This is a genomic window from Acidimicrobiales bacterium (assembly GCA_041394185.1).
GTDB lineage: Bacteria > Actinomycetota > Acidimicrobiia > Acidimicrobiales > Poriferisodalaceae > JAAETH01.
In genome coordinates this window covers 290,943-311,678 of record JAWKIQ010000002.1, presented here as the reverse complement: position 1 = coordinate 311,678, position 20,736 = coordinate 290,943, and the positions used below count along the sequence as shown (strand labels likewise).

Below are 20,736 nucleotides of genomic sequence, written 5' to 3'. Positions count from 1 at the left end.
CGATGAAGTTTGGCTCGGTCTTCGACCGGGCCGGTGCCAGGCGCGGTACGCCTGCCGATTTGCTGGTTGTCGGCCTGGGAAACCCCGGATCCACATATCGCGGCACCCGACACAACCTGGGTGTCGAGGTCATCGAAGAGCTCGCGGCAAGGCACAGCACGCCCGGAACCAGCGCGGCGCTTGCCCTCTCCAAGGCCGACAGGGCGCTTGTCGCCCAGGTCTCGATAGGCGGGCGACGCGTGGTTCTGGCATTTCCCCAGACCTATATGAACCTTTCGGGTGAGTCGGTCTCGCTTCTGGTGAAACGCCACGGCATCACCGAACCCGGTGCAATCGTCGTCGTGCACGACGAGGTCGATCTTCCAGTCGGCGGACTCAAGGTCAAGGTCGGCGGCGGGAACGCAGGCCACAACGGCCTCAAATCGATAGAACAACACCTTGGCTCGCGCGAGTTCGCCCGCGTGCGGGTGGGGGTCGGTCGTCCCACCAACTCGCGGGCGGGCAAAGACCACGTGCTGAAGGCGCCGTCAAAGGCCGACCGCGACGAACTCGACATCGTCGTGCGCGAGGCCGCCGACGCCGTCGAGTGTTATCTCATCAACGGAATCGACGAGACGATGAATCGCTTCAACCGCGGATCCAAACGGTGATCGACGCCCCGCTGTCTGCGCTGCCCGATCGCGTCACGTCCAGCGAGGCCTTGACCCGGCTGGCGGGCCGCAGCCACGGGGTCCTGGCGGTCGCCGACAACGCCAGAGCCACCGCCATCGCCGGGCTGGCCAGACGATCCGACAGGTCGCCCATCGTGGTGGCCGCGGCCACCACGGCTGAGGCCGAGCGACTGGTCAACGACCTGCGGTCGATGCTGGGCGATGAGCAGGTGACTTTGTTCCCCGCGTGGGAGATCCTGCCCTTCGAACGGGTCAGCCCCTCGATCGACACCATGGGCACACGCCTCGAGGTCATGTGGCGCTTGCGCACGCCCGATCTGGCGCCCGCGGTGGTTGTCGCTCCTGTTCGGGCCCTTGTGCAGGTAAACGGCCCGGCGACGGCTCAGGCCGAGCCCATCGAGATCCGGCCAGGCGACATCATCGACCCCACAGAGCTCGTCACCCAGCTGGTCCAGATCGGATACCGGCGCGAGTTCCAGGTCGAACACCGTGGCGAGGTCGCCGTCAGAGGCGGAATCGTCGACGTGTTCGGCGCCACGGCCGATGGCCCGGTTCGTATCGACCTGTGGGGTGACGAGGTCGATCGCCTGACCCGCTTCTCGGTAGCCGATCAGCGGTCTACAGAAGACATCGATTTCGTCAGGCTGTTCCCTGCCAGAGAGGTTCTGCCCACCGACGCTGTCAGGGCACGCGCCCTGTCGTTGATGTCCAGCGCCCCTTGGGGTCGCGAACAGTGGCAGCGGCTCTCCGACGGCGAGTTCTTCGACGGAATGGAGTCGTGGCTTCCGTGGCTGGTCGACGACGAGCGGGTGTTGTTCGATCTAATTGGTCCCGACGCTCAGATCCTGCTGATGGAGCCCCGCCGCATGCGCGACCGGGCGGGCGACCTGCTGGCCGAGGAGATCGATCTCGCCAAGACGCTGGCCGGAACCTGGGGAGCCGTCGACGTTCACGGAGGCGTGGTCGAGTTCCCGCGCCTGCATGTCGAGTTCGACCGGTTGCTCGAGCACACGTCTGCCCCGGTCTGGAGCGTCGTCGCCGTCGCCGAGGGCCCCGACACGGTGCTGTTCGAATCGAAGGCCTGGGAGCCCGTTGCCGGCGATGCCGAGCGCACCCTCGCCCAGATGCGCCAAATCATCGCCACAGGCGGATCGTTGGTGGTCGCGGCCGAGGGTGAGGGTTCGGCAGCCAGGCTGGTGGAGACCCTTCGTGGTGAGGGCGTCGAGGTGTCGCTGCGGTCGGCGTCTGAGCTGAGTCGCATCGGCGAGCCCGGCGGCCACGTCGTCGTGGCCCCCATAGAGCGCGGCGTGGTGGTGCCCTGGGCACAACTGGGGCTGCTGGCCGAGAGCGACATAACCGGTCGTCGCCGAACCCACCGCCGGGCCAGGCCTCGCAAGCGTGGTCAGCAGGGCGCGTTCGAGGCGTTGACCGAGGGCGACTTCGTGGTTCACCATCACCACGGCGTCGCTCGTTATGCGGGCATGGTCACCCGCAAGATCATGGACGTCGAACGCGACTACCTGATCCTCGAGTACAAGGGCACCGACAAGCTCTACCTGCCCTCTGACCAGATCGACCTGATCCGGCCCTACTCGGGTGGCGAGACGCCGAGCCTGTCCAAGATGGGCGGCGCCGACTTCCAGAAGGCAAAGGCCAGGGTCAAGGCGGCGGTCAGGGAGATCGCCCAGGAGCTGGTGGTTCTGTATCAGCGCCGCATCACCACCGACGGCATCACCTATCCCGAGCCCACACCATGGGAAGCCGAGCTGGCCGACGCGTTCCCCTATCAAGAAACCCCCGACCAGCTGTCGGCCATCGCCGACATCTTCGACGACATGGAGCGCTCGGCCCCGATGGATCGCCTGGTTTGTGGCGATGTCGGTTTCGGCAAAACCGAGGTGGCGGTCAGGGCGGTTTTCAAGGCGGTTCAGGCGGGCAAGCAGGCCGCGGTGTTGGTTCCCACCACGCTGCTGGCCCAACAACACCACCAGACGTTCGCCGACCGCTTCGCCCCTTACCCGGTGCGGGTCGAGGTGCTCTCCAGGTTCTTGACCCCAGCCCAACAACGCAAGGTCATCGAGGGTGTCAAGGACGGCTCGGTCGACGTCATCATCGGCACCCACCGGCTGCTCAGCAACGATGTGGCGTTCCAGGACCTGGGCCTGCTCGTCGTCGACGAAGAGCAGCGCTTTGGTGTGTCTCACAAGGAGCAGATCAAGAAGCTCCGAACCGACATCGACGTGCTGACCCTCAGCGCGACGCCCATTCCGCGAACTCTCGAGATGAGTCTCACCGGAATTCGCGACCTTTCCTTGCTGCAGACGCCGCCCGCCGAACGCCAGCCGATCCTGACCTATGTGGGCGAGTACGACGATCGGGCCGTCGCCGAGGCGATCAGGCGCGAATTGCTGCGCGAAGGCCAGGTCTTCTTCGTGCACAACCGCATCGCCGATATCGATCAGGTCGCTGACGACCTTCGTTCGCTGGTGCCCGAGGCACGCATTGCCACCGCCCATGGTCAGATGGACGAGGGATCGCTCGAACAGGTGATCCTCGATTTCTGGGAGGGTCAGTTCGACGTGCTGGTCTGCACCACCATCATCGAGTCCGGCATCGACATGCCATCGGTCAACACCCTGGTGGTCGATCGTGCCGACATGCTGGGTTTGGGTCAGCTGCACCAGATCCGGGGCCGGGTCGGCCGGTCGGGGCAGCGGGCGTACGCCTACCTGTTCCACCCGCGCGACCGCGTGCTCACCGAAGAGGCTTACGAGCGCCTGAAGACCATCGGCGAGGCCACCGAGCTGGGATCTGGCTTCCGCATAGCCATGCGCGACCTCGAGATTCGTGGTGCAGGCAACCTGCTGGGAGAGGGCCAGTCGGGACATATCGCCGCCGTCGGCTACGACATGTATTGCCAGATGGTCACCGAGGCCGTAGCCGAACTGAAGGGCGAACCCACCCCCGAACCGGTCGAGATAAAGCTCGACCTGCCCATGCCTGCGTACCTGCCCACCGAGTACGTCGAGCGCGAAGAACACCGCCTCGAGGCTTATAGGCGGCTGGCGTCGGTCACGTCACCGTCCGAGGTCGACGACATCGAGGCCGAGTGGCTCGACAGATACGGACCGCTGCCAGACACCGCCCGCAACCTCCTCGAGTTGGGCTACCTGCGAGCTGCCTGTCAGCAGAGGGGTTTGCGCGAGGTCAGCGTGCTGCGCAACACGGTCGCCAAGCTGTCGCCATTCGACTTGCGAATCAGCGAGCAGACGCGACTGAAGCGCCTAGCGCCCAAGGCCGTCTACAAAGAGGACGCATCCGAGGTTCACGTGCCCGTAAAGGTCGGGCCGAAGCTGGCTCGCGAGTTGGTGTTGTTCCTCGACGAACTGCGCCCCGTCGATTCACCGTCGTGACTGGGCGATACCATGCCAAGCCGTGCATGCTCTCAGAACTCTTCTCGTGGCGCTGGCGGTAGCCCTGCTAGCTGCCTCATGTGCCAGTGACAGCCGCGTCGCGGCAACGGTCGAAGGTACCGACATCACCGTCGATGACGTCGATTCGATCCTGCGCCTCGCCATCGGCGACGAGGTCGTCGTCGAGGACCTCGCACTCGATTCGGGCGAGGTCAACGGCGCACTGAACGTGCTGGTGCTGATCGAGGCGGTCAAAGACGATGCTGCAGAGTTCGGCGTACAAGCGCCGGCTCTCGACGACGAAGACGCCGACTTCATCGAGACCTACAACGACTTCCTCGAGGGCATAGCAACCTCGCTGGTACCCGACATGACTGCCGCAGAGCGTCAGGCCGAACTGGACATCTTCATGCAGGCGGCGTCGTTGGAGCCCCCGGTGTGCTCCAGCCATCTGCTGGTCGAATCCGAGGCCGATGCGGTTGCCGCGCTGGCTCGCATCGAGGCGGGTGAGGCGTTCTCCGATGTGGCAACCGAGGTTTCCATCGACGAGGGCAGCGCTGTCCAGGGCGGCTACCTCGGATGCACCGATCCATCGGTGTTCGTCCCCGAGTTCGCCGAGGCTCTGGTCGCTCTCGAGGTCGGGCAGGTTTCGGCCCCGGTCGAGTCTCAGTTCGGATTCCACGTCATCTTGCGCGAAGACGCCACCGACGCCATCGCCGAGCGCGAGGCCAACCTGCTGGCCCAGGGTGAGGCCTCGGTCGACAACTTCATCTTCTCGCAGCGCCAGGCCGCATTGAGCGTTTGGATCACCGAACGGCTCGAAGCCGCCGATGTCACCGTCGACCCGGCCTTCGGCTCGTGGGTCGACGGCACGGTGCGGCCCCCGGCCTGAGCCCGCGGTGAGCACAAGCATCGTCGTCGCCGGCCTCGGCCCCGCCGACGCGTCGCTGCTGAACCAATTGACCCTCGCCGCGGTCGCCAGTGCCGATCATGTGCGGCTTCGCACCAGCGTGCATCCGGCCGCCGATGTCTTCGACGCCCCCAGCTACGACCACCTGTACGACACCCTCGATTCGTTCGAGGAGGTCTATGCAGGAATCGTCGAGGATCTGGTCGTTCTCAGTTCGACCGGCTCGGTCGTGTACCTGGTGCCCGGGGCCCCCACCGTTGCCGAACGCACGGTCGAGATGCTGGCCGCTCGCGACGATGTCGACGTACAGATATTGCCCGCCCTGTCGTTCCTCGATTTGGCCTGGGCCAGGTTGGGCATCGATCCGGTCGAGCGCGGCGTCCGCCTGGCCGATGCTCACGATTTCGACCCGACGGTGTCGGGGCCGGGGGCGCTGTTGATAGCCCAATGCCACGACGCGGCCACCCTGTCAGACGTGAAGTTGGCCTACGAGGTCGCCGAACCCGCCGAGGCGGTCTTGTTGCACCACTTGGGCCTCGCGGACGAACAGATCATCCGGGTTCCCTGGGCCGACATCGACAAGACGGTTCCGGCCGATCACTTGACCTCCCTGTTCGTACCCGACGCCCCGCGTGTCGGGCCGGGCGCTGCGGTGGAGCGCCTGGATCGGCTGGTGCGCCGGCTGCGCGCGGACTGTCCCTGGGATCGCCAGCAAGACCACGTATCACTGGTTTCGCACCTGATCGAGGAAACCTACGAGGTCGTCGAGGTGATCGATGCCGCGGCCCGCGGCGGCGGCTCGGACTTCGTCGACGCCCAACTCTTGCGCGAGGAACTCGGCGATCTGCTGTTCCAGGTCGTGCTCCACTCGGTCATCGCCGAAGAGCGGCTCGACTTCTCGCTGTCAGAGGTTGCCGACGCGATTCACGACAAGCTCTACCACCGCCACCCCCACGTGTTCGGCGACGTCCAGGTGGATGGCCTTCACGAGCTGTCGCTGCGGTGGGAGCAGATCAAGGCCGCCGAGAAAGGCCGTGAGGGGGTGCTCGATGGTCTGCCCGCACTTCCGAGCCTGCCGTTGGCCTCAAAGGTCGTGCGAAAGGTTCGTAAGGTCGGTTTCGCCTGGTCAGACGATGAGGGAGCGTGGCAAAAGCTCGCAGAAGAGATTGGCGAGCTTCGTTCGGCCGAGCCCCAGACGCGCCTGGCCGAGTTGGGCGACGTTCTGTTCGCCGTCGTTGCACTGGCCGCCCAGCTGGACCTCGATCCAGACGCTGCGCTCAGGCAGGCGGTGGCTCGTTTCATGACCCGATTCGAGGCTGTCGAGGCCCACTTCGCCGGCCTGGAAACGCCGCTGGCGGAGGCCTCCGAGAGCGATCTGCTCGCCGCCTGGCGCTCGGTTCGCTGACCGGCCAGGGCCGGCCGCAGACTGGGGATTGCCAGCACGATTTAGTTCGGTACTCTCGTCCACGTTCGCTACCCCCGGCAACGAGGCAACCACAATGAGCATCATCGAGCGTGTTCTAGGACGCGAGGTACTCGACTCGCGAGGCAATCCGACCGTCGAGGTCGAGGTGTTGCTCAGCAGCGGAGCGTCGGGCCGCGCCATCGTTCCGTCTGGCGCATCGACCGGGCAGTTCGAGGCGGTCGAGCTTCGAGACGGCGGCGATCGCTATCTCGGCAAGGGTGTGGCGACGGCAGTCGCGAACGTCAACGGCGAGATCGCCGACGCCCTCGTCGGCTTCGACGTCACCTACCAACGCGAACTCGATCACCTCATGATCGACCTCGACGGCACCGACAACAAGGGCCGGCTCGGCGCCAACGCCATCTTGGGCGCTTCGCTGGCAGTTGCTCACGCTGCTGCCGACGACCTCGACCTTCCGCTGTATCGCTACGTGGGCGGCCCCAACGCCCACGTTTTGCCCGTTCCGATGATGAACGTCATCAACGGTGGCGAGCACGCCGACAACAACGTCGACATTCAAGAGTTCATGATCATGCCCGTCGGGGCCTCCTCGTTCTCCGAAGGCTTGCGCTGGGGTGTCGAGACCTATCACGTGTTGAAGAAGGTCGTGGGCGAGCGCGGTCTGTCGACGGCCATCGGAGACGAGGGTGGGTTCGCCCCGAACCTGGGCTCGAACGAAGAAGCTCTGGCTCTGCTGGTCGAAGCCATCGAACGCGCCGGTCTGCGCCCGGGCGACGACATGGCGCTGGCCATGGATGCCGCTTCCAGCGAGTTCTTCCGCGACGGCAGCTATGTGTTGGCCGGTGAAGACCGCACGCTCAGCTCGGCCGAGTTCGCCGACTATCTCGCCGATCTGTGCGACCGCTACCCGATCGTTTCGATCGAGGACGGCATGGACGAACAGGACTGGAACGGGTGGGCCGCGCTCACGAACAAGATCGGCGATCGCGTCCAACTGGTCGGCGACGACCTGTTCGTGACCAATGTCGAGCGGCTCGGGCGAGGAATCGCCGAGGGCATAGCCAACTCGATCCTCATCAAGGTCAACCAGATCGGAAGCCTCACCGAGACCCTCGATGCCGTCGGCCTGGCCACCCGCAGTGCGTACACAAGCGTGATGAGCCATCGCTCGGGCGAGACCGAAGACGCCACCATCGCCGATCTGGCCGTGGCCACCAACTGCGGGCAGATCAAGACCGGTGCGCCGGCACGCAGCGACCGCGTCGCGAAGTACAACCAGTTGCTCCGCATCGAGGCCGACTTGGGCGAGGCTGCTGCATACCGCGGAATCTCGGCGCTGGCTGGTCGATGACTCACAACTCCGAACAAGCCCAGGGTCGGTCGCGCACGCGCCGCTTCGCTCGTCTCGCGGCCGGCTTGCTCGCCGTGCTGTTGATAGTCGGGATTGTCGCCGGGGTGCTGTTCGTGGCCGTCTTTCCGACCTCTGACTACATGGCCCAGCGAGACGAGCTGGCAGCGACGAAGGCCGAACTCGACGCGACACGTGCCGACGTGGCGGCACTCGAGGCCAAACTGGGCGACTACAACGATCGGGTGTCGGTCAGCCGCATCGCACGCGAACGCTTTTCTCTCGTGTACGAAGGCGAGCAGTTGTATCGCCTTTCGATTCACGCCGGCGATGCGGCCGAATTGCCGCCCGAGTGGCTGTGGCCCGGGTTTGCGAGGCTGGTGAGGGGCGGTTGATGTCAACGGGCGGTAGCCAGTCGGAGTATCCCGTTGTAGCCGACGGGCTGAGCCGCCGATTCGGCGACCTGGTCGCCGTCGACAACATCGACCTCCAGATCAAGGCGGGCGAGGTGTTCGGCTTCCTCGGCCCAAACGGGGCGGGCAAGAGCACCACGGTTCGTATGCTGACGACGCTTCTTCGCCCAACTTCGGGCCGAGCGGTCGTTGCCGGGTACGACGTTGTTTCCGAGTCTGCCAAGGTGCGGGCGTCCATCGGCGTCGCTCTGCAGGATGCCGCCATCGACCCCATCATGACCGGTACCGAGTTGGTACAGCTTCAGGCTGTCCTGCACGGCATTCCAAGGTCGGTGGCCGCCAGACGCGGCGCCGAGTTGCTCGAGCGCGTGGGCCTGACAGCGGCAGCCGGCCGTCGGGTTGGAACCTACTCGGGTGGCATGCGCCGCCGTCTCGACCTGGCGTTGTCGCTGATCCACGAGCCGACGGTCTTGTTCCTCGACGAGCCCACGACCGGGCTCGACCCCACCAGCAGACAGGCTTTGTGGGAGGAGGTCAGGCGCCTGAACAGCGAATTCGGCACCACCGTGTTGCTGACAACGCAGTACCTCGAGGAAGCAGACCAGCTGGCTCACCGCATCGCCATCATCGACCGAGCGAAGATCGTGCGCGAGGGCGAACCCACCGCACTCAAGGCCGCGGTCGGCGACCCTACCTTGCGTATCGATGTCTCCAGGGGCGATCTCGAGCGTGCCGAACAGACCATGGCTCGCTTCGGCGAGGAGCGACCTGCTCGCGAGGGGCGCCTGGCAATAGGGCTCGCTGGCGGTGCGGGTCGAATGGCCGACGTTGTCAGGGCCTTCGACGAGGCGGGCGTGGCGATCGTTCACATGGAACTGGACGCTCCGAGCCTCGACGACGTCTTCGCCGAGGCCACCGGCCGGCGGCTCGAGGGCGCTGAGGACAGCTGACGTGTCGATGACGCAGGCCCCGGCCCCTCACCTTCGCCGGAACTCGCGGTTGGGGCCCGTATTTGCAATGGCGGGCAGGTCCATCCGCTCGATCGCGCGCCAGCCACAAACCTGGGTGCCTGCGGTGGTGTTCCCGCTGTTCTTCTCGTCGGTCAGTGCCGCAGCGTTCGACCGAACCAGAGCGCTGCCGGGTTTCCCCGAGGTCGACAGCTTCCTCACGTTCATCCTGCCCGCGACCATCATCCAGGGTGTGGTCTTTGGAGCCACCTCGGTCGGCACCGAGATGGCAATAGACATCGAGAACGGGTTCGCAGATCGCCTTCGCGTTGCTCCGGTCGGGCGCACCGGATTGATGCTGGGCCGCCTGGCAGGTGTCATGACCCTTGCCTTGGTGCAGGCCGTGTTGTTCAGCGCTGTCTTTGCGCTGTTCGGGGCCTCCGTCGCCGGAGGGATTCCGTCGGTGCTGGCGATAGCGATGGTCAGTTGCCTGTTGGCCGGGGCAATCGGGTCGTTTGCGCTGACGGTGGCCATCCGCACCGGCTCTGTCGAGGCCGTCAACGGATTCTTCCCGATCCTGTTCGTTGCGCTCTTCTTGTCTTCGGCGTTCTTCCCCCCTCAGCTCGCGGGCGGGTGGTTCGAGGCCGTGGCGAAGGTCAACCCGATGACGTGGATGATCGACCCCGCCAGAAGCCTCGTCATCAGTGAGTTCTCGGTGTCCGACGCCCTGCAGGCGATGGCCGTGGCAGGTGCCCTCATGGTGGCTCTGGTCTCTGTTGCGGTGGCGGCTCTGCGAGCGAGTGCCCGATGAGCGCCACGGCCGGGTTCTACAAGCCGAGCTTTGTGGGGGCTTCGGTGGCGGTCTGGCGCCGCGGTCTCATCCGCACTCTGCGCATTCCCGCGATCTTGGTGCAGTCGTTCTTCTTTCCGGGCTTCTTCCTGATCGTGTACGTGGGTCTGTACAAGGCTGTGACCCAGTTGCCCGGATTTCCAACCGACAACATCGCCAACTGGTACCTGCCTTTCATGATGATCCAGGGAGCGGCGTTCAGCGGTGTGGGTGCCGGGTTCGCGACCGCAGTCGACATCGACAACGGGTTCTTCGACCGTTTGATGTTGATGCCGGGCAGCCGTCATGCCATCACCATCGGAACCACCGCGATGGCCCTCACCCGGGCTCTGACCGTCGCCGCCGGAGTGTTCGTCATCGGTCTGATTGCCGGCGCCCGCCCGACCGACGCCGCCGGCTTGTTGTTGACCCTGCTGGCGATCGTGTCGGTGTCGGCTATGGCGAGTTGGTTCGCGCTGGGCCTCGTGTATCGGGTGAAGGACCAACGGGTTGCGCCGCTGTTCCCGATTGCGATCTTCGTGGTGTTGTTCGTCTCGACGGCCCAGGTGCCGCTCGACCTGACGACCGGCTGGCTGACCACAGCGGCCGAGATCAACCCGATGACCCGCATTCTGGGCCTGGCTCGAACGGGATTTGTCGACAGCGGTGTCACGTGGTCCGACACGTGGCCCGGACTCGTGGCTATCGGCGGGTGTTGCGGCCTGCTCGGCCTGTTCGCTTGGCGCGGGATGAGGCGCTACATCCCCTGAGCGGGCGTTGCCCTTGGCGCTCGCGGTGGCTCAGGCGTTCACCAGCAGCAACAATCCTGCAGCCGTATAGACCACCATCGCTGCGATGGTGGCGTACTGGGCTCTCAGCGCCTTTTCGGAGTCCGGTTCTATCTCCAGGGCTCGATCGTGGGCCACCATCACCGCCACGATGTGCCCGCCGATGATCGACAGGACCTGAACCCATGCGATGGTCGTCGGTGACACTGCGGTGTAGTCCTCGACACGGCCGGCGGTTCCGAACCAGTCGGCTCCGGTGAAGAACGGATCCGACAATCGGATCATCAGCGTCTGGCCCTCGAAGACCAGCAGCGAGAAGTAGTGCGCTATGCCGTAGCCGAAGGCGATTGGAACCAGTGATGGGCCAAAGGCCGAGAAGGCGGCCGAGGTGGTGCTGGTGCCCCGGTCGAAGTACCGGGCAGCGATCCAGTAGACGATCCCCACCAGGCCTGCAGTCAGTCCCAGGCCGACCGTGTTGATGGCCGTTGACCTCCACCCGAACGCGTCGCCGCCGATGTCATTCCACAGATCGGTGCGCGAGAGGCCGTCGAAGGAGGCTGCTCCCAGCACCACCAGGATCGAGATCGACGCAGCGACCGAGGTCTCGAGCTGAGCCAGGCCGGCGGTCGGAGCCCGAACTCCCCGACGCCGATCGTCGCGCCGAACCCAAACCGACATCGCGGCGACCTTCGAGAACCACCATCCCAAGCCGTCGGCAGACTCTGTCCATGCCCGCCCCAGCCAAAGGACGGGCACTGTTGCCCAGAGTGTGTAAGCGATGATCAACCAGCCGAGAACCCGGGGCGAGCTGGGCGAGTGATAGGCCAACTCGACCCAGGCGAATCCGACCAGGGCCACGGCCGCAGGCCACGCACCGACCTGCTGATCGTCAGCGCCTGCCGACGATCGCCGCATCCCGGCCAACACCGACGCGATCGGGCGAAACGGGCTGATCCATCTCCAGACATCGCCGAACAAGAACGCGGCCAGGGGCATGGCGGTCCACACGGCGATATACACGATCCACGGAACAGGGTTCAGGGCTGCTATCGGCGAGCCGAAGAAGGCAGCCGAAACGGTCAGCCCATACAGGGCGAGACCGAGCATGCTGCCCAAAGCGGACACCCAGCCCGAAGCGGTTGTGCCCGGGCTCCACAGGGGCACCGATCGGCGAGCCGCAGCGCTGAGGCGAGGCGTGGTCCACAACACCCCGAATGCGGCGAACGACACCAGCAGCACCAGGCCGCCGCCCCAAGCCAGAAATGACGGATCTACCGGCAGGTCACCCCTTGCCCCGACGCCGTGCGCCAGGAGCAGACCCATCAGGAGACCTCGAATTCGACCACTGTCTGGCCGCGGCCTTCGAGTTCGACCTCGAACACTCCCGGGATGTCGGCGTCGAACAGCAGAACTCCGGGCTGGGTGGGAGCGACAGTCGCGTAGACGTCGTATCCGTGGAGGTGGAGTTGGTCGTCGACATCGGCCGTCACCGAAAGCCTCACCAACGAACCGATGGGTACCTCGACGGTCTGGACCCCTCCTTCGACCTGTCCATCGGAAACCACGACCTCGACGTTCACGTCGGCCTGGGTGGCGCTGTCGCCTGGCACGACCAGTATTTCGGTGTCGCTGATGAGGGTTCCGTCGCTGCTGAGTGGGCTGTGGTCGTTCGCGGACAGGTCGACGCGGATCGTGTGTTCGCCCGGCGGCAGGGTCGGGAGCTGGTGCCACTGGCCATAGATGCGGGTCAGCTTGATGCCGTCGACGTACAGATGTGCGTGGCCCTCGCCCGCGACGTGTTCGGTCGACACGTGCTCGGGAGCGAATACGAAGTTGGTGGTGTCCAGGCGCAGGTTCCAGCCACCGGCCGGGTCTTCGACCAACACCAGGTCGAGAGTCGGCGCGTTCTCGGCGCCCACCTCGATGGCGTCGTCGTGGGTGTGTTCCGCGTCGCCATGGTCGTGTTCTGCGTCGCCATGGTCATGTGTTGTCTCGGGGGCGGCCTGGACCTCGCTGGTCGGGGTGTCCGACGACGTCTCATCCGAGCCGCACGCGGCCAAAACGGTGATCGCGGCGATCGCCGCTGCTGCGAGCCTGATGCTTTTCATTGCCGAGTAAGTGTACGGGCAGCAAACCTCGGGTGGTCCTGACGACCGGGTGAGGAAAACGGCGTGCACATGAGGCATGATGGCGGGGTTGCCAACCTGCCTCCAGGGGGATCTGTGGAGATCAACATCACCGTCAACGGGCAGCCGACCTCGGCCGACGTCGAGCCTCGGCGGCTTCTCGTGCACTACCTGCGTGAAGACGTCGGTCTCACCGGGACGAACATCGGATGCGACACGTCGTCCTGTGGTGCGTGCACGGTCCACCTCGACGGCGAATCGGTGAAGTCGTGCACGGTCCTTGCGGTGCAGGCCGATGGCGGACACGTAGTGACCATCGAGGGTCTGGCGCCCAGCGCCACCGAGCTGCATCCGATGCAGGAAGCATTCCGGCAGAACCACGGCCTGCAGTGCGGCTACTGCACACCTGGCATGGTCATGGCCGCCGTGAGCCTCTTGGACGAGAACCCCAAGCCGACCGAGCGAGAGGTTCGCGAGGGCCTCGAAGGCAACCTGTGCCGCTGCACCGGTTATCACAACATCGTCAAGGCGGTCCTGGCCGCCAGCGGCCAGCCGGTCGAGAGCTGAGGAGGCAACGATGATCCCAGCCGCATTCGACTACGTCAGGGCCGGTTCGGCCGAGGAAGCGGTCTCGCTGCTCGTCGAGCACGGCGACGAGGCCAAACTCCTGGCCGGTGGCCATTCCCTGGTCCCCATGATGAAGCTGCGTCTGGCGGTTCCAACCGTCGTGGTCGACGTCGGTCGTGTCGACGACCTCCGCTACATCAACGACGTCGGCGACCACCTCGCCATCGGCGCCCTCACCACCCATCGCATGCTCGAGACCAGCCAGCTGCTTGCCGACCAATGCCCGATTCTGCCGGCTGTGGCCCATGTGGTCGGAGATCCACAGGTGCGCCATCGCGGAACCCTCGGCGGAACCCTCGCCCACAGCGACCCGGCGTCCGATCTGCCGGCCGCCGTTCTGGCGCTCGGCGGAACCCTCGTGGCGCAGGGCCCCAACGGCAGCCGCGAAATAGCCGCAGCAGATTTCTTCACCGGCTATTTCGAGTCGGCGTTGGCAGCTGACGAGATGCTCACCGAGATCCGTCTGCCGAAATGCCCCGGGGCCGGCTGGAACTATCAGAAGTTCAACCGACGAGCCCAGGACTGGGCCATCGTTGGGGTCGCCGCCGTAGTCGGCGACGGCCTCACGGGTGTCAGCCTGGTGAACATGGGCTCTACCCCGCTGCGGGCATCGGCGGTCGAGGCCGCGCTCGCCGGTGGCGCCAGCGCAGCAGACGCAGCCCAGGCCGCTGCCGACGGCACAGAGCCGCCGACCGACCTGAACGCCAGCCCCGAGTATCGCGAGCATCTGGCACGCGTGCTCACCAGGCGGGCCCTCGAGGCTGCGGGCGTTGCCTGACTCTGCCCGCCCGAGCCCCATGCTCGGGACGTCGCCTGATGCCGTGGCCTCGACGCTCGAGGCCCACGGCTATCTGGCCGATCAGGGCTTGGCGACCATCATCCACCTGGCGGTTGCCCTCGGTAGACCTCTGCTGCTCGAGGGTGAGGCCGGCGTCGGCAAGACCGAAGTCGCCAAGGTGCTCGCCGCAGCCACCGGTGGCGAGCTGATCCGCCTGCAGTGCTACGAGGGCATCGACGCGTCGCAAGCCCTGTACGAGTGGGACTACACGCGCCAGTTGCTACACCTGCGAACGGCAGAGGCCAGCGGCGATGCCCAAGGCCGCGCCGATCAACTCGAGCACGAGCTCTACTCCGAGCGTTTCTTGGTCAAGCGGCCTCTGCTGCGGGCTCTCGACCCGGCCGCCGCGGTGCCGCCGATCCTGCTCATCGACGAGGTCGACCGGGCAGACGACGAGTTCGAGGCCTTCTTGCTGGAGGTCCTCAGCGACTACACGGTGACCATTCCCGAGTTGGGCACCTATCGGGCTCCGACGCCGCCCATCGTCATCATCACCTCCAACCGCACTCGCGATGTTCACGACGCCTTGAAGCGGCGTTGCCTTTACCACTGGGTCGAACACCCCGATTTCGAGCGTGAGGTGCGCATCATCGAGTTGAAGGCTCGCGGCGTCTCCGATGCCCTGGCACGGCAGGTCGCGGGCGCGGCTGCCACCATGCGAGACATCGGGCTGTACAAGCCTCCCGGCGTTGCAGAGACCATCGACTGGGCGACCGCGCTGGCCACGCTTGGCGCCGCCGAGATCGATGAGAGGGTCGTAGCCGCCACTATCGGCACGGTGCTCAAGTACCGAGAGGACCAGGCCAAGGTCACGACCTATGGCCTCGATCATCTGGTGGCGTCGCTCAAACGTGGCTGATGTCGCAGCGGCCCCGATCGAACGCATCGCCGTCGCTTTCAGCCGAATCCTGCGCGGAGCGGGCATCGACGTGGTCCCCGCCCGCACGATGGGCTTTGTGGCCGCGCTCGAGCAGATCGACATCACCAGACGCGACCACGTCTACTGGGCCGGTCTTGCGACGCTGACCTCCGACCCTCGCGACCGCAAGACCTACGACGCTGCCTTCCGGGTCTTCTGGGAACGCTTCGAGCCGCTCGAGCGACCGGCCGATGTGGCCGAGGAAACCATCGAATTCCTGCTTGCCACCGATGCCGGCCCCGACGACATCCCAGACGACGGTGACGCAGAGGTGCACGAGGGTCCGATAATCGAGGTGCGCTGGAGCGACCGCGAGGTGCTGGCCGCCAAGGACTTTGCCGATTGTTCCGACGCCGAGCTCGAGCAGATCCAGAACATGATGCGAGACCTTCGCTGGAGCGTCAGCACCAAGACCAGCCGAAGGCTGGCACGGTCGAAACGAAAGACCCGGCGCCCAGACCTGGCTCGAACCGTCAGACGCGCCCTGGCGACGGGTGGCGAGCCCATCCGCCGGGACTTCCGTCGACCCGATCGCCGCCCTCGTCGCCTGATCCTGCTGGTCGACGTGTCCGGGTCGATGGAGGCCTATGCGCGTGCTCTGTTGCGCTTCGCCCATGCCGCGGTGGTGGGGCGTACTCGCGTCGAGGCCTTCACCATCGGCACCAGGCTCACCCGCGTCACCCGCGAGCTGCAGAGCCGCGACCCAGACGCCGCCATGCGAGCTGCCTCCGATTCGGTGAAGGACTGGTCGGGAGGCACCCGCCTCGGTGAGACGTTGCGGTCCTTCAACGACGAATGGGGGGTGCGGGGTCTGGCTCGCGGCGCGGTGGTGGTAATTCTCAGCGACGGATGGGATCGCGGCGACGCCGCCGAACTCGGCGCCCAGATGCAGCGTCTGCATCGGGTAACCCACGATCTGGTCTGGGTCAACCCGCTCAAATACACGCCGGGTTATGCGCCACTGGCTCAGGGCATGGCCGCAGCGCTGCCACATGTCGACCAGTTCGTCGAGGGCCATGCGTTCGAGTCGATCGAGGCGTTGGCACGCCTCATCGGGCAGCAGTCGTGATGCTGGCGTGGGGCTAGCCTTCGAGGTGACAGCGCTCTTGCCTGGAGGTGCGACGTGATCGAGATACTCGACGACATCGAGCGGTGGCGGCGCGGCGGAAAGCGCATAGCGGTGGCCCGCGTCGTCGACATCGAGGGTTCGGGTCCTCGCGACCCTGGCGCGGCAATGGCCGTCAGCGAGGACGGCGAGGTCGCCGGGTCGGTTTCGGGAGGCTGCGTCGAGGGCGCCGTTGTGGGCGAAGCCCTGCAGCTGCTGGACGGCCAGCGGGCTCCGGGCGTGGTGACGTTTGGCTATTCCGACGACGAGGCCTTCGCTGTGGGGCTGACCTGCGGTGGCACCATTCATCTGTTCCTCGAAGAGCTGGACTGGTAGATGTCGCAGATCTATGAGCTGTTTCGCGACGCGTTGCGAGCAGAGACACCGGTGGCCCTGGCCACGGTCATCGAAGGCCCTGGCCTCGGCTCGAAGCTGCTCCTGCGCTCTGGTGCAGAGTCGGTCGGCAGTCTCGGCAACGAGGGCCTCGACCGGGTAGTCGAGCGCGACGCCATGGCCGAACTCGACGCTGGAACATCGGGCGTTCGGCACTATGGGCCCAACGGTGAGGCGCGCCAAACCGAGGTGTCGGTGTTCATCGAAACACACGCCGCCCGACACCAGTTGGTGATCTTCGGTGCAGTCGATTTCACCCGAGCGTTGGCAGCTCAAGGCAAGCTCTTGGGCTACAGGGTCACGGGGTGTGATGCCCGCGAGGTGTTTGCCACCAAGCGCCGGTTTCCCATGGCAGACGAGGTCGTCGTCGACTGGCCCAACCGGTTGCTCGACCGTATCGGAGACTCGCTGGGCCCCAGGGATGCGGTTTGTGTCCTGACCCACGACAACAAGTTCGACGTTCCTGCCATCACCTCGGCGCTCAAGAGCCGCGTGGGATACATCGGGGCCATGGGCAGCCGGCGGACCACCGACACCCGTAACGAGCGATTGCGCGAGGTCGGGGTCACCGATGCCGAGATCGAGCGAATAATGGCTCCGATTGGGCTCGACATCGGTGCCCGGTCGCCGGAGGAGACTGCCGTGTCGATCGTGGCCGAAATCATTGCCTCGCGCACCGGTCGCACCGCGCCAAACCTTCGCGATCGCGACGGATCCATCCATTGACCTGCGCCGCGGTGTTGCTGGCCGCCGGTGCTGGCTCGAGGTTCGAGGGATCGACCCACAAGCTCCTCGCTCGAATCGGCGACGCGACGGTGTTCGAAACGGCGCTCGGCGTGGTGCTGCGTGCTGGTTTCGACGAGGTCGTCGTAGTCACCGGTTCGTGTGATCTCACCGAACTGATTCCGGTGGGCGTCACAGTGGTTCACAATCCGCGCTGGGCCCAGGGCCAGGCGACCTCGCTGAATTCTGCTGTCGAGTACCTCCAGGGTCGGCCACACGATGCCGCGGTCTTTGGCCTGGCTGACCAGCCGGGTGTCGATGTCGAGTGCTGGAGAGCTCTGCGCGACTCGAAGGCACCTCTTGCAGCTGCGGTCTACGGCGATGTCAGGGGTAATCCGGTGCGGCTCGGCCGATCGGTGTGGCCCGACTTGCCGACCGAGGGCGACCATGGTGCGCGCCATGTGCTGCGTACGAGGTCAGACGAGGTCGAGCGGGTAGCGTGTAGAGGCCGTAGCGACGACATCGACACCCTGGAGGACCTGAGCTCATGGAGCTGAACAACGAGTTTCGCGTTGACGCACCGATCGATGTTGCCTGGGCGACCCTCACCGACGTCGAGGGCATCGCACCGTGCATGCCGGGTGCCCAACTGACCGAGATCGACGGAGACGAATACAAGGGTTCGGTCAAGGTCAAGGTGGGCCCGATCACGGCCCAGTACAAGGGCGTGGCCAAGTTCATCGAGAAAGACGACGCCAACCACAAGGCCGTCATCGACGCCTCGGGCCGCGACACCAGGGGTCAGGGCAACGCCAGCGCTACGGTGACCCTGCAACTCACCCCAGACGGCGGGGGTACCAAGGCCGAGATCTCCACCGATCTCAAGGTCACCGGCAAGGTCGCCCAGTTCGGTCGTGGCGTCATGGCCGACGTCTCCGAGAAGCTGCTCGGCCAATTCGTAGAGTGTCTCGAAGCCAAGCTCGAGGCCACCGGGGCTGAGGCGCCCGAGGCCGCTTCTGCGACCGAGGACGACGGCGCGGTCGCGGATGGGCCCCAGGATGCTCCCAGCAACGAGTCTGCTGCGCCGTCTGGCCCTCGCAAGATCGACATGCCCGAGGCAAAGCCCGTCGACCTGCTCGACACAGCCGGTGCGCCGGTGCTCAAGCGCGCGGCTCCGTTGCTGGTGGCCTTGATCGTGCTGCTGCTGGTTCTGCGCCGCCGCAAGTCCAGCTGATCGCAGCGCCGGCGCTGGGCCAGCGCCGGCGGTGGCCTCGCCAGTGAGCCCGAACTAGAGTCCTGGGCTAGCAAGAGGCGAGGTTGGATCCGTTGAGCTACAGGCTTGGTGTCGACTTGGGCACCACATACACAGCCGCAGCGGTTCACAAAGCCGGGCGCAGCGAGGTGTTCGAGCTAGGAACGCGCTCGGCCACCATTCCGTCCGTCGTATTCATCCAAGACGATGGCACGATTCTGGCCGGCGAGGCCGCGAACAGGCGCGCGCTTCGCGAGCCCAACCGGGTGGCGCGCCAGTTCAAGCGCCGCGTTGGCGATCCGACTCCGATGCTGGTGGGCGGCAGTCCCTACGCTGCCGAGGCGCTCTCGGCGAAGCTGCTTCGTTGGGTGGTCGACACGGTCGCCGAACGAGAGGGCTCGCTGCCCGAACAGATCGCCTTGACCCATCCGGCGAACTGGGGGTCCTACAAGCTCGACCTTCTGCAACAGGCACTTGCTCTCGAATCGATCGAGGGCGTGACCTTGCTCCCAGAGCCCGAAGCGGCTGCAATCGAGTACGCCTCGTTCGACCGCACCGAATCCGGCAGGGTGGTTGCCGTATTCGACTTGGGAGGCGGCACGTTCGACGCCTCGGTGCTTCGCAAGACCTCCGAGGGCTTCGAGATTCTCGGTCGGCCGGAGGGAATCGAACGGTTGGGCGGTGTCGACTTCGACGAGGCGGTGTTCGGCTTTGTGGCCCAGTTCCTGGGCGATGCACTCACCGGCCTGGACCGAACCGACCCGGTCACCCAGGCCGCGGTTGCTCGCCTCAGGTTCGAGTGTGTCGAGGCCAAAGAGGCGTTGTCGTTCGACACCAAGGTCTCGATTCCCGTCGTGTTGCCGACCGTGCACACCGAGGTGAGGCTCACGCGCAGCGAGTTCGAGGACCTCATCCGGCCCAGCCTCCTGAACGCGGTTTCGGCGATGAAGCGGGCGGTCGCCGGCGCCCACCTCACCGTCGACGATGTCGATGTCGTCTTGCTGGTGGGCGGCAGCAGCCGCATCCCGCTCATCGGTCAGATGGTGGCGTCCGACCTCGGCAGGCCAGTCGCCGTCGATGCCCATCCCAAACACCTGGTGGCCCTGGGGGCTTCGAGGCCCAGTGCCCCAGAACCGAAGATGGCTGCGGCAGTGCCTGCGCCGCCGCCTCCGCCTCTTCCGCCACCCGAGCCCGGTCCCGAGCCACCGGAGGGCGAACGCAGCGACGATGTCGAGGTGTTGGCCCCCACTGTTTCTGGGGCGGCCGCCATCTCGGCCCCGCTTGTCGATCCCCCCGAGATTCACATCCACAGCGTCGACAGATCTGCTCCGCCAAAGCCTCGACGTCGTGTGCTTGTGTTGGTTGCGTCGGTCGCTTTGGTAGCAGCAGTGGGCCTGGCCTTGGCCCTCACCCGCGGCGACGACAGCTCTCAGGCGGCCACAACAGCCAGCACCGAGCCAAGTGCCGAGGCGACCGTGGTCGACAATTCACCATCGACTACTACGTCTACGACGGTGGCGTCCACGACGACGAGCTCGACTACGACCACCTCACAACCCCAATCCGACTCTGCGGGCGAGACCGCTTTGCTGAGCGCCGACAGCACCTCGACGACCACTTCTTCCAGCGTTGCTCAGACCACCACGACGGCCGCCAGGCCGGTCACGACCGCGCGAACCGAAACCACCACCGCTGTAACGACCACCCAACCGCTGACCACCACGACAACCGCAACAACAACAACCACCACGACCGCAGCGGCGACCACGACGACGGTCGCCACTACGACCACATCGTCCCCGCCGACCACGCAGCCTCAGCAGGCGTTCGTTCCGGGGGTCGCGGGTCTGACGGGCCAGCAGGCAGTGCAGCGGATTGCGGCTGCCGGCCTCACGTCATCATGTGGGCAGCGCTGCAGCGATCTCGTCGGAGGCACGAGCCCGCCAGCCGGCACGGCGCTCGATCCCGGAACGTTCGTACAACTCAGCTACTCATGACCGGAGCATCC

General features: G+C 65.8%; 20 protein-coding genes. 18 read left to right on the top strand and 2 right to left on the bottom strand.

Translation table 11 applies throughout. The annotated features are described in order from the left end of the window. Positions 1-2: 2 nt before the first annotated feature. The 9 genes from pth to R2770_08940 all read left to right on the top strand — a co-directional run bounded on the left by pth (position 3) and on the right by R2770_08940 (position 10,727). Positions 3-650: an aminoacyl-tRNA hydrolase gene (gene pth, locus R2770_08980; protein MEZ5280597.1), complete on the top strand. Its 648-nt coding sequence runs from the start codon at positions 3-5 to the stop codon at positions 648-650. Beyond that, positions 647-4,084 (top strand): transcription-repair coupling factor, encoded by a 3,438-nt coding sequence (gene mfd / locus R2770_08975; GenBank protein MEZ5280596.1) that lies wholly within the window; start codon positions 647-649, stop codon positions 4,082-4,084. Before pth ends, mfd begins: the two co-directional genes overlap by 4 nt. Before the next feature lie 22 nt (positions 4,085-4,106). Further along, positions 4,107-4,976: a peptidylprolyl isomerase gene (locus R2770_08970; protein MEZ5280595.1), complete on the top strand. Its 870-nt coding sequence runs from the start codon at positions 4,107-4,109 to the stop codon at positions 4,974-4,976. 7 nt (positions 4,977-4,983) lie between these two features. After that, on the top strand, positions 4,984-6,399 hold the full coding sequence (gene mazG, locus R2770_08965; protein MEZ5280594.1) for a nucleoside triphosphate pyrophosphohydrolase: 1,416 nt from the start codon (positions 4,984-4,986) through the stop codon (positions 6,397-6,399). A gap of 94 nt (positions 6,400-6,493) precedes the next feature. Further along, positions 6,494-7,771, top strand: coding sequence for a phosphopyruvate hydratase (eno, locus tag R2770_08960; GenBank protein MEZ5280593.1), 1,278 nt, complete (start codon positions 6,494-6,496; stop codon positions 7,769-7,771). Beyond that, positions 7,768-8,163 carry a septum formation initiator family protein gene (locus R2770_08955; protein ID MEZ5280592.1) on the top strand — a complete coding sequence of 132 codons (396 nt, stop codon included), beginning with the start codon at positions 7,768-7,770 and terminating at the stop codon, positions 8,161-8,163. The genes eno and R2770_08955 overlap by 4 nt, the downstream gene beginning before the upstream one ends. Next, positions 8,163-9,131, top strand: a complete 969-nt coding sequence (locus R2770_08950) for an ATP-binding cassette domain-containing protein (protein MEZ5280591.1) — start codon at positions 8,163-8,165, stop codon at positions 9,129-9,131. Before R2770_08955 ends, R2770_08950 begins: the two co-directional genes overlap by 1 nt. 7 nt (positions 9,132-9,138) lie before the next feature. Beyond that, positions 9,139-9,939 carry an ABC transporter permease gene (locus tag R2770_08945; protein MEZ5280590.1) on the top strand — a complete coding sequence of 267 codons (801 nt, stop codon included), beginning with the start codon at positions 9,139-9,141 and terminating at the stop codon, positions 9,937-9,939. Continuing rightward, positions 9,936-10,727: an ABC transporter permease gene (locus tag R2770_08940; protein ID MEZ5280589.1), complete on the top strand. Its 792-nt coding sequence runs from the start codon at positions 9,936-9,938 to the stop codon at positions 10,725-10,727. The genes R2770_08945 and R2770_08940 overlap by 4 nt, the downstream gene beginning before the upstream one ends. A 30-nt stretch (positions 10,728-10,757) precedes the next feature. Here the strand turns inward: R2770_08940 and R2770_08935 are convergent, their stop codons facing one another. Beyond that, positions 10,758-12,068 (bottom strand): hypothetical protein, encoded by a 1,311-nt coding sequence (locus tag R2770_08935; GenBank protein ID MEZ5280588.1) that lies wholly within the window; start codon positions 12,066-12,068, stop codon positions 10,758-10,760. Continuing rightward, positions 12,068-12,853, bottom strand: coding sequence for a hypothetical protein (locus R2770_08930; GenBank protein ID MEZ5280587.1), 786 nt, complete (start codon positions 12,851-12,853; stop codon positions 12,068-12,070). The genes R2770_08935 and R2770_08930 overlap by 1 nt, the downstream gene beginning before the upstream one ends. A gap of 69 nt (positions 12,854-12,922) precedes the next feature. On the opposite strand from R2770_08930, the gene R2770_08925 reads away from it, so the two are divergent. From R2770_08925 to R2770_08885, 9 genes are all read left to right on the top strand, one after another. After that, a complete protein-coding gene (locus R2770_08925; GenBank protein ID MEZ5280586.1) occupies positions 12,923-13,438 on the top strand; it encodes a (2Fe-2S)-binding protein in 516 nt (171 codons plus the stop codon). Between the two features lie 10 nt (positions 13,439-13,448). Next, a complete protein-coding gene (locus tag R2770_08920; GenBank protein MEZ5280585.1) occupies positions 13,449-14,276 on the top strand; it encodes a xanthine dehydrogenase family protein subunit M in 828 nt (275 codons plus the stop codon). A gap of 43 nt (positions 14,277-14,319) precedes the next feature. Further along, on the top strand, positions 14,320-15,195 hold the full coding sequence (locus R2770_08915) for a MoxR family ATPase (GenBank protein MEZ5280584.1): 876 nt from the start codon (positions 14,320-14,322) through the stop codon (positions 15,193-15,195). Then, the gene (locus R2770_08910; protein ID MEZ5280583.1) at positions 15,155-16,324 is read left to right on the top strand and encodes a VWA domain-containing protein; all 1,170 of its coding nucleotides are present in this window, start codon (positions 15,155-15,157) and stop codon (positions 16,322-16,324) included. The genes R2770_08915 and R2770_08910 overlap by 41 nt, the downstream gene beginning before the upstream one ends. Before the next feature lie 54 nt (positions 16,325-16,378). After that, positions 16,379-16,696, top strand: a complete 318-nt coding sequence (locus R2770_08905; GenBank protein ID MEZ5280582.1) for an XdhC family protein — start codon at positions 16,379-16,381, stop codon at positions 16,694-16,696. Then, positions 16,697-17,479: an XdhC/CoxI family protein gene (locus tag R2770_08900; GenBank protein ID MEZ5280581.1), complete on the top strand. Its 783-nt coding sequence runs from the start codon at positions 16,697-16,699 to the stop codon at positions 17,477-17,479. Then, a complete protein-coding gene (locus R2770_08895) occupies positions 17,476-18,033 on the top strand; it encodes a nucleotidyltransferase family protein (protein MEZ5280580.1) in 558 nt (185 codons plus the stop codon). The genes R2770_08900 and R2770_08895 overlap by 4 nt, the downstream gene beginning before the upstream one ends. Next, the gene (locus R2770_08890) at positions 18,024-18,710 is read left to right on the top strand and encodes an SRPBCC family protein (GenBank protein MEZ5280579.1); all 687 of its coding nucleotides are present in this window, start codon (positions 18,024-18,026) and stop codon (positions 18,708-18,710) included. Before R2770_08895 ends, R2770_08890 begins: the two co-directional genes overlap by 10 nt. A gap of 92 nt (positions 18,711-18,802) precedes the next feature. Continuing rightward, positions 18,803-20,725 (top strand): Hsp70 family protein, encoded by a 1,923-nt coding sequence (locus R2770_08885; protein MEZ5280578.1) that lies wholly within the window; start codon positions 18,803-18,805, stop codon positions 20,723-20,725. The last annotated feature ends 11 nt before the right edge of the window (positions 20,726-20,736 follow it).

Coding starts and splice junctions, on each gene's coding strand:
- R2770_08935 (MEZ5280588.1), bottom strand. CDS start 12,068: ATGGGTCTGCTCCTGGCGCACGGCGTCGGGGCAAGGGGTGACCTGCCG.
- R2770_08890 (MEZ5280579.1), top strand. CDS start 18,024: ATGGAGCTGAACAACGAGTTTCGCGTTGACGCACCGATCGATGTTGCC.
- R2770_08910 (MEZ5280583.1), top strand. CDS start 15,155: ATGGCCTCGATCATCTGGTGGCGTCGCTCAAACGTGGCTGATGTCGCA.
- R2770_08950 (MEZ5280591.1), top strand. CDS start 8,163: ATGTCAACGGGCGGTAGCCAGTCGGAGTATCCCGTTGTAGCCGACGGG.
- R2770_08930 (MEZ5280587.1), bottom strand. CDS start 12,853: ATGAAAAGCATCAGGCTCGCAGCAGCGGCGATCGCCGCGATCACCGTT.
- R2770_08920 (MEZ5280585.1), top strand. CDS start 13,449: ATGATCCCAGCCGCATTCGACTACGTCAGGGCCGGTTCGGCCGAGGAA.
- R2770_08940 (MEZ5280589.1), top strand. CDS start 9,936: ATGAGCGCCACGGCCGGGTTCTACAAGCCGAGCTTTGTGGGGGCTTCG.
- eno (MEZ5280593.1), top strand. CDS start 6,494: ATGAGCATCATCGAGCGTGTTCTAGGACGCGAGGTACTCGACTCGCGA.
- R2770_08900 (MEZ5280581.1), top strand. CDS start 16,697: ATGTCGCAGATCTATGAGCTGTTTCGCGACGCGTTGCGAGCAGAGACA.
- R2770_08925 (MEZ5280586.1), top strand. CDS start 12,923: ATGAGGCATGATGGCGGGGTTGCCAACCTGCCTCCAGGGGGATCTGTG.
- R2770_08945 (MEZ5280590.1), top strand. CDS start 9,139: ATGACGCAGGCCCCGGCCCCTCACCTTCGCCGGAACTCGCGGTTGGGG.
- R2770_08955 (MEZ5280592.1), top strand. CDS start 7,768: ATGACTCACAACTCCGAACAAGCCCAGGGTCGGTCGCGCACGCGCCGC.
- pth (MEZ5280597.1), top strand. CDS start 3: ATGAAGTTTGGCTCGGTCTTCGACCGGGCCGGTGCCAGGCGCGGTACG.